Genomic DNA, 14,704 nt, shown 5'->3' with positions numbered 1-14,704 from the left:
ACCCGCCCGGCACCCGCCCGGCTCCCAGCCGGAACCCCGCACCAGGCCCTCGCCCGACCCGGACCCGGCACCACCCCCATTCCCCGACCGGCCCCCCGGCTCGTTCGAGCCCACCCCGAGCCGACCTCCAGCCCTCTCCGCGAGCGTTGCGTACGCAGCGGATGCGAGGAGACGACGATGACGGAGGCAGGGACTGTCGCGGGGGTCCCGGTGGATGCCGTACGGCAGGTGGGAGTCCCGCGGCAGGTCCTGCCTCCGTGTGGTCCGGCGGAGCGGCGGGCCGCCCTGGAGGCGGTGCTCGGTGACCCGGGCGACGCGGCGAACCCGCTGGGGGACGCCGGGGTGCTCGCGGCGGAGCGCCGCGGGGACCTGCCGCTCGGCGGTGAGCCGTCGCTCGCGTCGTTCGGGCTGCACGAGGACTTCGTGCCCGAGGAGCACGGCGGGCGCCTGGCGGGACTGGACGAGGCCGCCGCCCTGCTGCGGGCGGTGTTCCGGCGGGACGCCGCGCTCGGCCGCGGCTACGGCTCCGCCTCCCTGGGCGCCGCCCTGTACCCGTGGTGCTTCGGCACCGCCGGGCAGCGCGCCGCCACCGCCCGCCTGCTGCTCGCCGGTGAGCGGATCGCCGGCGGCGCGGCCGTCGAGGAGGGCCTGACCGCCGACGGCGGGGCGCCGCTGCGGCTGACCGGCCGTACGGCCGGGCTGGTGAACGCCCCCCGCGCCGCGGCACTCGTGGTGGTGCCCCGGCACGCGGGGCCGGGCGCGGGCGGCGACGGTGAGTCGGTGCTGCTCCTGCGCCGCGGGGACCTGCCGCCGGGCGCGGTGGGACAGCTGTCGCCGTACGACGTCGGCGTTCCGCCGCGCATCCCGGCGGGTGAACTCGTGCTGGACGACTGGACGGTGCCGGCCGGAGCGGTGATCGGCGAGGTGGGCGACGGCCAGTGGGTCACCCGCCGGGTGGCGCAGGCCCGCCTCCCGCTGCTCCCGTCGATGGCGGTCGGCTGCGCCGACACCGCTCTGCGCGCCGTGCTGACTGCGGTGCTGACGGAGCGGGGCGGGGTGCGGGGCATGCGCTCCCGGGTCACGCGCCGCACCGTGGTGGGCGCGTTCGCGGACCTGCTGGCCGCGGACTGCCTGTCGCTGGTGACGCTGCGCTCGCTGCACCTGATGCCGGAACGGTCGAGCATCTGGTCGGCAGCGGCCAGGTATCTGGTGCTGCGGCTGCTGCAGGAGGGCGTGGGCGACCTGATGACGGTGCTGGGGACCGACTCGCTGCGGGACGGGGACGGTCTCGGCACGTTCCACAAGCAGGTCCGCGATCTCGCGGCGATGCCGCCCGGCCCCGCCGGATCGGCCGCCGCCCTCGCCACGCTGCTGCCGCAACTGCCCACCCTGGCCCGACGTTCCTGGACGGCTCAGGGGCCGCCGGCCCTGGCGGAACTGTTCCGGCCGGACGGGCCGGTGCCGCCCCTGGCGGGCGCGCGGCTGAAACTGGCGGCGGCCGACGACGGCCTGACGGTGCTGCTCGCGCGGGCCCGCGACGGGCTGGCCGACGAGGGGCTCGCGAACTGGCCGACCGCGCTCTCGGACGAACTGGCCGCACTGCGCGACCAGTGCCGGCGGCTGCCCGAGCTGGATCCCGCCGTGCTCGCCAACCCGCGCGGCTTCGCCCTGAGCGAGCGCTACGCGCTGCTCGCCGCGGCCGCCGCCTGCCTCGGGGTGTGGCGTGCGGCCCGGCGCGCGGGCACCGGCGGGTTCCTCGCCGAGCCGGCCTGGCTGCTCACCGCGCTGGGACGGATCTGTGTGCGTCTCGGCCTGCCGGTGACGGCCGCTTCGGCCGACCACGAGGACGTGATGCTCGCCGAGGCCGTACGGCGCTGCCGCGAGGGTCACAGCCTCGATCTGTACGACACCGCGCTGGGCACACCGGCCCGGCACCGCGAGAAGGGATGAGCATGTCCGTACGCCGTGGTCTGGCAGGGCCGCCTCCGCTGCGCGTCACCTCCCCCGACGGTCCCTGGGAGGCGCTGAGCGGCGCCGTCCGCGACGGCGGGTACGGGCTGGCGTACGGCCTGGCGAGCGAATGGGCGCCCGCGGCGCGCGGTCCCGCCCTGCGCGGGCTCCTCGGTCACGAGTACGGCCGCTACCTGGCGGTGAACGGTGAGGAGGCCCGCGCCCGGTTCGCCGTGTCGCGCCTGGTGCTGAAGCACGGGGCGGCCGCGGTGCTGGGCGCCGACCCGGCCGACCTGGAGCTGGCCCGCCGCCCGAACGGCCGCCCGTATCTGCGGGGGTGCGGGCGGCTGGACGTGAGCCTCAGCCACACGGGCGACGTCGTCGCGGTGGGGCTGAGCCGGCTGGGCCCGATCGGCGTGGACGTCGAACCGCAGGACAGGGCGGCGTACGGCACGGGCCTGGAGGAGGACGTGTGCACGGCCCATGAGCGGGCGGCCCTGGGATGGCTACCGGAGGAGGACCGCAACGCCGCGGTGATCCGGCTGTGGACGCTCAAGGAGGCGTACACGAAGGCGCTGGGCCTCGGCATGCGCCTGTCGTTCCGTTCGTTCGGGTTCACCACCCCGTCGACCCGGACGGCCGCGCCGCGGCTGCTGGGCACGGACGGGCTGCCCGCCGACGACGGGGGCTGGCACTTCGAGACCCACACCCTCGACGACCGGTGCACCCTCAGCGCGGCCGTGGGGCCGGCGCCCCATGCCGCCGCCGGGACGGTGGACGCGTCCGGGATGGTGGACAGCGGCCTGATGCGGGCGGTGATGACCTGCTCCCGCAAGGACGCCCTGGCCACGACCGGCGCCGAGGACGGCGACGGCACGGGGAGGACCGCGTGAGCCGGCACTCCCCGGCGGACGCCCGCATGGTCGAGGTCGGCGACGGGGTGTACGCGTACGTCCAGCCGGACGGCGGCTGGTGCCTGAACAACGCGGGGCTGATCACCGCCGGCGGGCGGCCCGCGCTGATCGACACGGCGGCCACCGAGGCACGGGCACTGGCGCTGAGGGAGGCGGTCGCTGCCGTCGCCACGCGTCCCCCGCGTTATGTGGTCAACACCCATCCGCACGGGGACCACACCTTCGGCAACCGGTTCTTCGCGGACGACGCGGTGGTGATCGCCCACGAGGCGACCCGCGCCGAGATGGACCTGGCCCAGCTGCATCTGACCGGGCTGTGGCCCGAGGTGTGCTGGGGCGATCTGGCCGTGGAGCTGCCGACCCTGACGTTCCGTGAGCCGGTGACGCTGCATCTGGGCCATGTCCGGGCCGAGTTGACGCATCCGGGCGTGGCGCACACGACCAACGACACCGTGGTGTGGCTGCCGGAGCAGGGGGTGCTGTTCGCGGGCGACCTGGTGATGAACGGGGCCACGCCGTTCTGCCTGACCGGGTCCGTGGCGGGCACGATCGACGTCGTCGGCAAGCTGCGGGCGCTCGGGCCGCGGGTCGTCGTGCCCGGTCACGGCCCGGTCGGCGGGCCGGAGTTGCTGGACACCACCGAGGAGTACCTGCGCTGGGTGCAGGACTTGGCGGGGCGGGGCCTCGCGGCGGGTCTGACCCCGCTGGAGACCGCGCGGGAGGCCGACCTCGGCCCGTACGCGGAACTCCTCGACAGCGAGCGGCTGGTGCCGAATCTGCACCGGGCGTTCGCGGAGGCCGGCGGCGCACCGCCAGGCCATCCTCTCGACATCGGACTGCTGTTCTCGGAAATGGTCGAGTTCCACGGCCGCCTCCCCGAATGCCACGCATGAGAGACCGAAAGGGGCAGAAGTGAGTGTCATCCAGGAGACCGAGGAAGCGCCGGCGGCCGCCGGCACCACCCGGGCACGGGTGCAGGAGCTGACCTCGCTGCGCGCGGCGGTGGTCGCGGGGCCGGGCGAGAAGGCCACCTCGGCGCAGAAGGCGAGGGGCAAGCTGACCGTACGGGAGCGGCTGGACATCCTGTTCGACGAGGGCTCGTTCGTCGAGATCGAGGGGCTGCGCCGGCACCGTGCCACGGGCTTCGGGCTGGAGGACCGCCGTCCGCACACGGACGGGGTCGTCACCGGCTGGGGCACGGTGGACGGCCGGCCCGTCTTCGCGTACGCCCATGACTTCCGGATCTTCGGCGGCGCGCTCGGCGAGGCGCACGCGCAGAAGATCCACAAGCTGATGGACCTGGCGGAGTCCGCGGGCGCGCCCGTCGTGGGGCTGTGCGACGGCGCGGGCGCCCGTATCCAGGAGGGGGTGACGGCCCTCGCCGGGTACGGCGGCATCTTCCGCCGCAACGTGCGCAACTCCGGGGTGATCCCGCAGATCAGCGTGATCATGGGGCCCTGCGCGGGCGGCGCCGCCTACTCCCCCGCACTGACGGACTTCGTGTTCATGGTGCGCGGCACCTCGCAGATGTTCATCACGGGCCCCGACGTGGTGCAGGCGGTCACCGGCGAGCAGATCACCCATGACGACCTGGGCGGCGCCGATGTGCACGCCGAGCGGTCCGGGGTGGCGGGGTTCGTGTACGACAACGAGGAGTGCTGCCTGCGGGACGTACGGCACCTGCTGTCGTTCCTGCCGTCGAACAACCGGGAGACGCCGCCCGGCGGCCCCACCTGCGACCCCTCGGACCGGCGCGTGGAGGCGCTGGTGGACCTGGTGCCGGCCGACCCGAACCAGGCCTACGACATGACGAAGGTCATCGAGGAGATCGCGGACCACGGCGAGTTCTTCGAGGTCCACGAGCGGTGGGCGCCGAACGTGATCTGCGCGCTGACCCGCATGGGCGGCGAGGTGGTGGGCGTCGTCGCCAACCAGCCCCAGCGGATGGCCGGGGTGCTGGACATCGAGGCCAGCGAGAAGGCCGCCCGCTTCGTGCAGATGTGCGACGCCTTCAATATTCCGCTGGTGACGCTGGTGGACGTGCCGGGCTTCCTGCCGGGCGTGGACCAGGAGCACGGCGGTGTCATCCGGCACGGCGCCAAGCTGCTGTACGCCTACTGCAACGCCACCGTGCCACGGGTCCAGCTCATCCTGCGCAAGGCCTACGGCGGCGCCTACATCGTCATGGACTCGCGGTCCATCGGGACGGACGTGTCGCTGGCGTGGCCGATCAACGAGATCGCCGTGATGGGCGCGGAGGGCGCCGCGGGCGTCGTCTTCCGCCGGCAGATCGCGCAGGCGGACGACCCCGAGGCCATGCGGGCCCGCCTGGTCAAGGAGTACAAGGAGGAGCTGATGCACCCGTACTACGCGGCGGAGCGGGGTCTGGTCGACGATGTCATCGACCCGGCCGACACCCGGTCCGTCCTCATCCGCACCCTGTCCGTGCTGCGCTCCAAGCACGCGCCGCTGCCCAGCCGCAAGCACGGGAACCAGCCCCAGTGAGCGCCGACGGCACGCCCACCGGACCGGAGGCGCAGACGCGGGACGTGCTCAGCGGCGCGTCCTGGCGGATCACCCGCGGCGATCCCACACCGGAGGAACTGGCCGCGCTGGCCGTCGTCCTGGCGGCCCGTCTGCGGGCCGCGCAGGCCGACGACGGCACCGCGGCGCCGCTGCGCGGCGCGTCCTGGGACGGCGGCCCGGAGCGCCGCCCGGCGCCCGCCTGGACGGCGCGCTCCCTGCCGGGCTGGCGCTCGGCGGCGTGACGACCCGTCAGGACGCCGCGCCGCAAGGAGAACAGGGCGAGAGTGACACTCTCGCCCTGTCGGCGTAGGGGGGCACCTCGCACCACGCCTACCGTTCTGGTCATCACCTCACAGAACGCGGCAACCGGCATTCTTCGCCCCCACATGAAGAGGAGCAAGCGTGGTGCGGTTCAACCTCATAGGCCCGTTCGAGATCGTCGCGCAGGACGGCAGATCGTATCTGCCGAGCACGCCGAAGGTGTGCCAGACCCTGGCGTTGCTGCTGACCCGGGCGAACGAGATCGTCACGTCCGACTCCCTCATCCACGAGCTGTGGGGCGAGAGCCCGCCCCGCAGCGCCGTCACGACGCTCCAGACCTACGTCTACCACGCCCGGCGCATGTTCGTGGCCGAGAACCTCGTCCCCGCCGAGCGGCCCCTCCTGGTCACCCGCGCCCCCGGCTACGCCGTCCAGGTCGAGGACGACGAGGTCGACATACGGATCTTCGAGCGGCTGGTCGCCGAGGCGCACACCGACCTCGGGGCGCACCGCTACGAGTCGGCCGTGCGCAGGATCGACGGGGCCCTGGAGCTGTGGCGGGGGCCCGCCCTGTCCAACATCCCCGCCGGTGACCTGCTCACCGGGCACATCGTGCACCTGGAGGAGCTGCGCATCCGGGCGCTGGAGATCCGGATCGAGGCGGAGGGCGGGCTGAACCGGCACCGCGAGTCCATTCCCCAGCTGCGCAAGCTCGTCAACGACTACCCGCTCAACGAGTGGTTCCACAGCCGGCTCATCATGGCGCTCGGCTCCTCCGGGCGGCGCGCGGAGGCCCTCCAGGCGTACCAGAACCTGCGGCGCATCCTCGCGGAGGAGCTGGGCCTGGAGCCCTCCGCGGACCTTCAGCGGCTCCAGCTGGAGCTGCTGGGTTCCCGACCGGACGGCGGGACGCGGGGGACCCCGCACTCCGGTTCCGGGAACACCGCGCAGGGCCCCACGCGACTGCCCGTCTTCACCTGAGCACCTCACACGTTCGCCCCCGCCGGCCCTGGGCCGGCGGGGGCGAACGTGTGTCGGGGGACCGTACGGCTCAGGACTTCTTCGCCGCGAAGTCGCGGACGCTCTCGGCGATCCAGTCGACGCGCTGCTCGTCCAGGCCCGGGTAGACGCCCACCCAGAAGGTGTGCTCGGCGACGAGGTCGCTGTTCACCAGGGAGCCCACCACGCGGTGGGGGCGGTCCTGGTAGGCGGGGTGCCGGGTGAGGTTGCCGGCGAAGAAGCGGCGGGTGCCGATCTTTCGGGCCTCCAGGAAGTCCACCAGTTCCTTGCGGGTGAAGCGGGCCTCGGGGCGGACCGTGAGGGCGAAACCGAACCAGCTGGGGTCGCTGTCGGGCGTCGCCTCGGGCAGGATCAGTCCGGGCACGCCGTCCAGTCCCTCCCGCAGCCGGCGCCAGTTGGCGCGGCGGGCGTCGCCGAAGGCGTCCAGCCGGCGGAGCTGGCTCAGGCCGAGGGCGGCCTGGAGGTCGGTGGCCTTCAGGTTGTAACCGACGTGGGAGAAGATGTACTTGTGGTCGTAGCCGTGCGGCAGCGTGCCCATCTGGTAGTCGAACCGCTTGAAGCAGCGGTTGTTCTCCCCCGGCTCGCACCAGCAGTCCCGGCCCCAGTCGCGCAGTGACTCCACGATCCGGGCCAGCGACAGATTGCTGGTGAGGACGCAGCCGCCCTCGCCCATCGCGATGTGGTGCGCCGGGTAGAAGCTGGTGGTGGCGATGTCGCCGAAGGTGCCGGTGAGTTTGCCGCGATAGGTCGAGCCGACGGCGTCGCAGTTGTCCTCGATCAGGAACAGGTCGTGTTCCTCGGCGAGCGCGGCGATCTCCTCGACGGCGAACGGGTTGCCCAGGGCGTGGGCGATCATGATGGCCCGGGTGCGCGGGCCGATGGCCGCGGCCACCCGTTCCGGGGTGGTGTTGTACGTCGGGATGTCGACGTCGACGAAGACGGGCACGAGGCCGTTCTGGATGATCGGGTTGACGGTGGTCGGGAAGCCCGCCGCGACGGTGATCACCTCGTCGCCGGGCCGCAGCCGGCGGTCCTCCAGCAGGTGCGAGGTGAACGCGGACAGCGCCAGCAGGTTCGCGGAGGAACCGGAGTTGGCGAGGTGCGCCTTGCGCAGTTTGAAGTACCGGGCGAAGTCCCGCTCGAAGCGGCGGGAGCTGACCCCCGACGCGATCCGCATCTCCAGCGCGGCCTCGACGAGCGCCGCCCGGTCCTCGGCGTCGAAGACGGCGCCGGAGGGCCACACCTCGGTCTCGCCGGGCACGAACGCGCCTCCCCCACCGCCGTGCTGGTCGCCGTGGGCGTGGTAGTCACGGACCTGTTCCAGGATGCGGGCCTTGGCCGCCGCCCGCTCCTGCTTGGCCTCGGGGGAACCGGTCACCAGGGTCTCGGTCATCGAGCATCGCCTCCCACGGCGTACTGGGCCTGTCGTTGGATGTCGGCGGTGAGCTCCGCCTGTCGGGTACTGATCGCGCCGGACGTACCGGCCTCGTCGCCGGTCGGGTCGTCGCTCGGGTCGTCGGTCGTGCCGCCCCCCGGGCCGCCGGTCGCCTCGACGCCGGCGACCGCGTGGGCGAACGCCTCGACGCCGCCGAGGCACTGGTCGTACGGCTCCAGCTCGTGGCGCCGGACGCCGTCCGGGCCCTCCAGCAGCAGGACGGGGCGGTGGTCGGGGGGTGGGGTGAAGGCGTGGTCGAGGCGGAGCCTGCCGGTGCTGCCGAGCACTTCGTAGCGGGACGTGTACCGGTGCTCCATGCCGAAGGTGAGGTGGGCCGTGGCGCCGTCCGCGTCCCGGGACAGCAGGGCCGCGCCCGCCACGTCCACGCCCCGCGCGGGATCGGTGCTCAACACCGCGCCCGCGACCCGCAGCTCCGGGCCGAGCAGCAACTGGGCGGCCCGCAGCGGGTACACGCCGACGTCGAGGAGGGCGCCGCCGCCGAGGTCGGGGCGGTAGCGGATGTCGGCCGGGGGCCGCGGGGGGATGGTGAAGGCGGCCGAGACCGCGCGGACCTCGCCGACGGCGCCCCGTGCGATCAGGTCGAGCACCGCCCGGTGCTGCGGATGGTGGACGAACAGGTAGTTCTCCCGCAGCACCAGCCCCGACTTCCGGGCCAGGGCGACCAGTTCGGCGGTCGTGCGGGGGTCGGTGGTCAGCGGCTTCTCGGCGAGGACGTGCTTGCCCGCCTCCAGGGCGGCGCGCACCCAGTCGGCGTGCAGCGCCGCAGGCACCGGCACATACACCGCGTCCACGCGGGGGTCGGCGAGCACCGCCCGGTAGTCGGGCAGCGCGTCGGCCCCGTACGCGGCGGCCAAGGTCCTCGCGCGATCGGGGTCGCGGCTCGCCACGGCGGTCAGGGTGATGCCGGGCGCGCGGGACACGGCGGGCAGGACCCGGCGGACGGCGATGTCGGCGGCGCCCAGCAGGCCGAGCCGTACGGTGCGCCCGGTCATCGGTCCCGCTGCCGCAGGAAGCGCAGGCAGGTCAGCAGGTTGCGGGCCTCGACGTTGACGTGGTTGGAGTACCTCAGCAGGCTGCCGAGCTGTCCGGGCGTCATCCAGATGTGGTCCTCGCCCGCGTCGAGCGGCACGCCGTCGTCGGCCTCGACGGCGAGGTAGCGGTTCTCGGCGTGGTGGAAGCGGCCGCCCTCCTCCGAGTGCACCACGTCGAACAGGATCCGCGACGGGTCCGCCGACAGGACCGTGTCGAGGAAGCGGGGCCGCTCGTCCTCGGGGCGGCCCTCGTAGTTGGCCGGGCAGCACTGCACGCTCGGCGCCATCTCGGCGATGTCGCGGGAGCCGGCCTCCGTGCGGGCGTTCACCAGCACATGGCGGCGGCCGTCGATCCACCGGGTGAGGAAGGCGATCACACCGCGTCCGGCGGGGGCCAGCATCGGCTGCGACCAGCGGGCCACCTCGCGGCCGTCCGCCTCGACGTCCACGCCGATCACCGAGAAGTAGCGGCCCTCCTCGTGGACGAAACGGTCCCCGGTGTGGGTCCAGCCCTTCACCTCGGCGAGCGGGATACGACGCCGGTGCAGGTCCTGCGGGGCCTTGACGTCGGTGAACCAGCTGAGCAGCTCGGTCATCGAGTGCCGGCCGCGGTCCTCGGCGCCGGGCCCGCCGAGGTCGTCGGGCCAGGGCGCCGGCAGGCCCGACAGGACGGTGCGGGTGTCCATGTTGACGATGTTGTCCAGGGCGAGCAGGTCCCCGATCTGCTCCAGGGTCAGCCAGCAGAAGCCCTCGCGCGGCGGCACGTCCTCGTCGGGCGGCAGCTCCACGATCATGTTCCGGTTGCGCTTGCTGTGGAACCAGGAGCCCTGCTCGGACTGGAGCGCGTCGAACAGGACCCGCCGCCGGGGCGGCGCCAGGAAGTACTCCAAGTACGGGACGGCGCCGCCCTGGTGGACGCGGGTGAAGTTGGACCGGGTGGCCTGCACGGTCGGGGACATCTGCAGGACGTTGATGTTGCCCGGCTCCATCTTGGCCTGGAGCAGGAAGTGCCGCACGCCGCCGAAGTCCTTGACGAGGATGCCGAGGATGCCGGCCTCGGGCTGCACGATGATCGGCTGCGTCCAGGACCGGGTCTCCCGGCGGCCGGTGGTGATCTCGACGCCCTCGACGGTGAAGAACTTCCCCGTGCGGTGCCGCAGGTTCCCGGTCTCCGGGTCGCTCGCCCAGCCGTCCAGGGCGTCGAGCGGCACGGGCGTCACCCGGTGCCGGTGGGTGCGGTTCCGTTCGGCGAACCAGTCGAGGAACTCCGACGTCTGTCGGAAGCGGAACACAGTGGGGAACACGGTGGGGCCCTCCCGGTCGGCTGCTGTGCCGCCAGCATTCGGCACGGCGGTAGAAGGGGGCTCGAAGTCGGGGCGCGGCGGTGACCTGGGGTTTAGGGCCCTTCTGATGGATCTCCGCGGGAGAAGGAGCGGCGTTCGGTGCGTGCTCTCGGTGTGCCGGGCGGAAGCCCTCGTAGCGGAGCTACTAGGGCTTTTGTCCGGTGCGGCGAGTGGGGGTACCCCCTGCTCGAAGAGCTTGGGGGAGTGCCGGGCGTCGCGACGCCGCGGAGATCCATCAGAAGGGCCCTAGGGGTAAGCAGGACCGGCGGGTGCCGTGGGGGCACCCGCCGGTCGGAGGGCGCGGGCCCAACCGGGCTCGCGCGGGCCGTCGTTCAGGCTTGGCGGTCGCCGACCTCCGCCAGTGCCCTGAGGACGGCGGTCTGCCGGGTGTCGCGCTCGCGCACCAGCTCCTCGTACGACGAGCCGCCGTACACCTCCTCGGCCTGCTCGATGAGGGACTGGATCGTCGCCTCGTCCAGGGTGGGGCGGCCGAGCAGCTCCCAGCCCTTCTCCAGGCCGGAGCCGAGCGTGCCCAGCCACTTGCGCAGGCCGCCCGTGCCGCCGCCCAGGTGGAAGGCGAGGAAGGGACCCACGGTCGCCCAGCGCAGCCCGATGGAGTGCGTGACGACGCGGTCCAGCTCCTCCAGGGAGACCACGCCCTCCTTCACCAGGTGGATCGACTCGCGCAGCAGCGCGGACTGCAGCCGGTTCGCCGCGAACGCGAGGACCGGCTTGCGCAGCACCACCGGGACCCGGCTCACCGACTCGAAGAACGCCACGGCCTCCCGCACGGCCTCCGGTGAGGTGCGCTCACCGGCGACGACCTCCACGAGCGGGACGACGTGCGGCGGGTTGAAGGGGTGGCCGACGACGAGCCGGGTGGAGTCGGCCATGAGCGCGCCCATGTCGTCGGGGTTGAGGGTGGAGGTGGAGGACAGGATCAGCGCGTCGGGCCGGGCCGCCTTGCCGATCCGGGCGAAGAGTTCCTGCTTGAGTTCCAGGTTCTCCGGCGCGTTCTCCACGACGACGTCGGTGTCCGCGACGGCACGCTCCACGTCGGGCTCGAACTCCAGGCGCTCCCCGAACCCGGCCGGGTCCCCGCTCCCCTCGGGGAGGAACGGGGCGAACAGGTCTAGGGCCTCCTGGACGATGCGCGGCGCGTCGGGCCTGCGGCTGTTGACGCGGACGCGCAGTCCGTGGCCGAGGAACAGCGCGATCCAGCCGAGGCCGATGGTGCCGGCGCCGATCACGGTGACCGTCCGCGGCGGTGCTGGGGTGGTCATGGGTGGGTGCCTCGCTTCGGGGTCGACGGGCCGGCGGTCATCGGGCGGCGGACAGCTTCGGGATGACGTGCTCGGCCATCAACCGCATGGTCGTGGCGGCGTCCTCGAAGGACAGATGGCCGGAGTGGACGCCGAGGCTGATGGTGATGTCGTCGCCGAACCACTCGGCGATCTGCTCCAGTTGGGCGCGGACCTGGTCCGGGGCGCCGATGAGGAGCTTGTTCTGCGCCAGCTTCCCCTCGAAGTGCGAGGTCCTCGTGGCCTCGACGAGCTTCTCGTAGCCGGGGTAGGCGGAGCTGCGCGTGGTCTCCCAGGAGGCGACGGCGGCGCGGATCGCGGCGGAGTTGCGGTCGTCGTCGTGACGGCCCTTCGTCCGGGCCGTGTCGCCGTCCTCGGACACCACGCACGGGTAGCTGAAGTGGATCTGCTCGGTGCCCGGGGTGCGGCCGGAGGCGGCCCACTCCTCGCGGTAGACGGCGAGCCGGCTCTGGAGCTCCTCGGTGGACATCACGTTGGGCACGGTCTGGAGGTGGTGCCCGGCGCGGCCCGCCTCGGCGCAGGACTCGGCGCTGCGGGCGGTGGTGACGAACACCGGCGGGTGCGGGTCCTGCACCGGGCGGGGCAGCAGGGTGACCGGGCCGAAGCGGTGGAAGCGGCCCTCGAAGACCACGTCCTCCTCGGCCCACAGCCGCTTGATCGCCTCGACGCCCTCGGTGAAGCGGTCCTTGGACTCGTCGATGGGGATGCCGAACGCCGTGAACTCGTCCGGCAGGAAGGCCCGTCCGAACGCGGCGTCGACCCGGCCGCCCGACATGGCGTCGAGCATGGCCAGCTTGCCCGCCAGCTTCACCGGGTGCTGGAAGGCGGGGATGGTGGCGCTGGTGCCCAGCCGGACCCGGCGGGTGCGGCCCGCGGCGGCCGCCAGGAACGTCACCGGGTCGGGGCTGTAGCCGCCGTACGCGAAGAAGTAGTGCTCGACCATCTTCACGTGGTCGAAGCCCAGTTCCTCGGCGAGGTCCACCAGGCGCAGCGCCTCGTCGAAGTACTGCGGGGCCGGTTTGTCGGCGGGGCCGACGGTGGGGAAGAAGACGATGCCGAACTTCATCGTGTGCTCCTCAGTCCCGGGCCGAGCCGTCGTGGGTCAGATCGCGCTGCCGCACCTGCCAGGCGCCGTTCACCCGGACGAGGTGGTCGTGGCAGACGACGCTGGCGAAGATCTCCAGCTGCCCGCCGCGCGGGGTGCGCATGGCGAGGGCGTACGCGCGGGTGCGCACCGAACCGTCGGCCTGGGGGCGGACGTCGAGCATGCCCAGCCAGTGCCGGAAGTCGATCTTGTCGGCGTCGAGGCGCTCCTGCCGTGCCCGGGACGAGGCACGGATCACCTCGCGGCCGCGCAGCGGCTCGGCCAGCCGGCTGGCCTCGGCGAACACCGCGTCGGTGGTGAAGGTGTCGGCCCAGTCGTCGGGCCTGCCGTCGTCCAGCAGGCCCATCTGGCGGGCGTAGAACTGCTGGACCTCCGCGTACAGGTCGGCCGGGGCGAACGACGCCGTCGCCTGGTCCGGGGTGGTGGGGTGGCTCATGCCAGCTGCCTTCCGTAGGTCGTGTGACAGGTCGGTACGAGGACGGGGGCGGCGCCGGGATCAGCCGGCGGCGGGCTCCAACAGCCGGGCGCCGTACGCACCGCCCGCGGTGTCGAAGCGCAGGGCGACATGGCTGGCCAGGCAGTGCACGTCGCGCCAGATCCGCTGGAGGGGGTGGGCGGCGAGCTGGCCGGTGCTGCCGACGGTGCGGAACAACTGCCCGACGACGTCGACGAGCTGGTCCACGGCGTGCGCGCAGTCGGCGGGGTTGCGCACCTGCTCCAGGGGGGTCGCCGCGGGGGCGTCGGCGACGCGGGCCGCGCGCTCCAGCAGCAGATGGGCCGCGTCGACCGTGACGGCGGCACGGGCGAGGGCGATCCGGGGGCCGGGGTTGCGTTCGTCGGTGTCCATCGCCGTGTGCTCGGACCACACCCGCAGCGCGCCGCGGGCCGCGCCGAGCGCGGGGGCGGCGAACAGCAGGCCGCTGACCAGCCGCAGCGGAACGGTGTGGCAGCGGGCGGTGGAGGCGACGGCGCGCCCGGCGAGCATGGTGTCCCGGGTGAAGCCGCGGTGCCGGGGCACGAAGACGTTGTCGACGGTGAGGGTGTGGCTGCCGGTGCCGCGCATACCGATCGCCGACCAGGTGTCGACGACCTGGTAGTCGGCGCGGGGCAGCGCGAAGAACCACGGCACGTGCCGGTCGTCCTGCGGCACCAGCGCGCACACCAGCGCCCAGTCGGAGAAGCCGACCGCGCTGGTGAACTCCCATTCGCCGGTCACCCGCCAGCCGTCCGCGACCTCCGTGACCGCGCCCCTCGGCATGAGCGCGCCGACGACCACGGTGTCGGGGCCGCGCTCCCACAGTTCCCGCTGGCCCCGCTCGGGCAGGTAGGCGCCCATGCGGGCGGCGCCCGCGGTGACCGACGCACACCAGGCGGCCGAGGTGCAGCCCTCCGCCAGCGCGGCGACCGCGTCCAGCAGTTCCCGGGCGCCGCCCTCGGCGCCGCCGAAGCGGGCGGGCACGAAGTGCCGTGCGAAGCCGGCACGGACGATGCCGTCCGTGACCGCCGGTGCCAGTTCCCGGTCGGTGTCCGCGTCGGCGGCGTACCGGGCCGCGGTCGCGGCGAGGTCACCGGCGCGCTCCGGCAGACCGGTTCGGCTGGTTGTCGACTGGCTCGGCATAGAACCCACTTCCTCACCCGGTGATCTGCTGGAACCCGTCCGGCACCGCCGCACGCCGCCCACCGTGCGGGGGCCCGGTGGAACCGGTCTCGAGCCGCGCTCGACGGGGCGGCCCGTGTCGGGGTACGAGCCGTCCGCCCCGTGCCGCGGCTGAGTGC

At 73.5% G+C, this 14,704-nt stretch carries 13 protein-coding genes; 6 read left to right on the top strand and 7 right to left on the bottom strand.

The genetic code is table 11. The features are described 5' to 3' along the window. Positions 1–177 precede the first annotated feature (177 nt). From M8J73_RS10950 to M8J73_RS10925, 6 genes are all read left to right on the top strand, one after another. Positions 178–1,950, top strand: coding sequence for an acyl-CoA dehydrogenase family protein (locus tag M8J73_RS10950; RefSeq protein WP_249828532.1), 1,773 nt, complete (start codon positions 178–180; stop codon positions 1,948–1,950). Between the two features lie 2 nt (positions 1,951–1,952). Beyond that, a complete protein-coding gene (locus M8J73_RS10945) occupies positions 1,953–2,843 on the top strand; it encodes a 4'-phosphopantetheinyl transferase family protein (protein WP_055538343.1) in 891 nt (296 codons plus the stop codon). Next, positions 2,840–3,757 carry an MBL fold metallo-hydrolase gene (locus tag M8J73_RS10940; protein ID WP_308408344.1) on the top strand — a complete coding sequence of 306 codons (918 nt, stop codon included), beginning with the start codon at positions 2,840–2,842 and terminating at the stop codon, positions 3,755–3,757. The genes M8J73_RS10945 and M8J73_RS10940 overlap by 4 nt, the downstream gene beginning before the upstream one ends. Before the next feature lie 19 nt (positions 3,758–3,776). Beyond that, positions 3,777–5,369, top strand: a complete 1,593-nt coding sequence (locus M8J73_RS10935; RefSeq protein ID WP_055538344.1) for an acyl-CoA carboxylase subunit beta — start codon at positions 3,777–3,779, stop codon at positions 5,367–5,369. Further along, positions 5,366–5,632: an acyl-CoA carboxylase epsilon subunit gene (locus tag M8J73_RS10930; protein ID WP_055538345.1), complete on the top strand. Its 267-nt coding sequence runs from the start codon at positions 5,366–5,368 to the stop codon at positions 5,630–5,632. Before M8J73_RS10935 ends, M8J73_RS10930 begins: the two co-directional genes overlap by 4 nt. A gap of 160 nt (positions 5,633–5,792) precedes the next feature. Then, complete coding sequence (locus M8J73_RS10925) at positions 5,793–6,632, top strand: AfsR/SARP family transcriptional regulator (protein ID WP_240501199.1); 840 nt, start codon at positions 5,793–5,795, stop codon at positions 6,630–6,632. 70 nt (positions 6,633–6,702) lie between these two features. Here M8J73_RS10925 and rfbH read toward each other — a convergent pair whose 3' ends face one another. The 7 genes from rfbH to M8J73_RS10890 form a co-directional block, all read right to left on the bottom strand. Next, positions 6,703–8,064, bottom strand: a complete 1,362-nt coding sequence (gene rfbH / locus M8J73_RS10920; RefSeq protein ID WP_055538346.1) for a lipopolysaccharide biosynthesis protein RfbH — start codon at positions 8,062–8,064, stop codon at positions 6,703–6,705. Next, positions 8,061–9,119 (bottom strand): Gfo/Idh/MocA family protein, encoded by a 1,059-nt coding sequence (locus M8J73_RS10915; protein ID WP_055538347.1) that lies wholly within the window; start codon positions 9,117–9,119, stop codon positions 8,061–8,063. The genes rfbH and M8J73_RS10915 overlap by 4 nt, the downstream gene beginning before the upstream one ends. Beyond that, positions 9,116–10,462, bottom strand: coding sequence for an NDP-hexose 2,3-dehydratase family protein (locus M8J73_RS45240; protein ID WP_240501201.1), 1,347 nt, complete (start codon positions 10,460–10,462; stop codon positions 9,116–9,118). Before M8J73_RS45240 ends, M8J73_RS10915 begins: the two co-directional genes overlap by 4 nt. 371 nt (positions 10,463–10,833) lie before the next feature. Next, a complete protein-coding gene (locus tag M8J73_RS10905; protein ID WP_055538348.1) occupies positions 10,834–11,784 on the bottom strand; it encodes a 3-hydroxyacyl-CoA dehydrogenase NAD-binding domain-containing protein in 951 nt (316 codons plus the stop codon). Between the two features lie 37 nt (positions 11,785–11,821). Continuing rightward, on the bottom strand, positions 11,822–12,889 hold the full coding sequence (locus tag M8J73_RS10900; protein ID WP_055538349.1) for an LLM class flavin-dependent oxidoreductase: 1,068 nt from the start codon (positions 12,887–12,889) through the stop codon (positions 11,822–11,824). A gap of 10 nt (positions 12,890–12,899) precedes the next feature. Beyond that, positions 12,900–13,364, bottom strand: coding sequence for a nuclear transport factor 2 family protein (locus M8J73_RS10895; protein WP_249828531.1), 465 nt, complete (start codon positions 13,362–13,364; stop codon positions 12,900–12,902). Positions 13,365–13,424: 60 nt separating this feature from the next. After that, positions 13,425–14,546: an acyl-CoA dehydrogenase family protein gene (locus M8J73_RS10890; protein WP_055538011.1), complete on the bottom strand. Its 1,122-nt coding sequence runs from the start codon at positions 14,544–14,546 to the stop codon at positions 13,425–13,427. Positions 14,547–14,704 lie beyond the last annotated feature (158 nt).

The sequence above is a fragment of the Streptomyces neyagawaensis genome, assembly GCF_023516595.1.
In the GTDB taxonomy this organism is placed as follows: domain Bacteria; phylum Actinomycetota; class Actinomycetes; order Streptomycetales; family Streptomycetaceae; genus Streptomyces; species Streptomyces neyagawaensis.
This window is presented reverse-complemented; position numbering and strand designations above follow the sequence as displayed.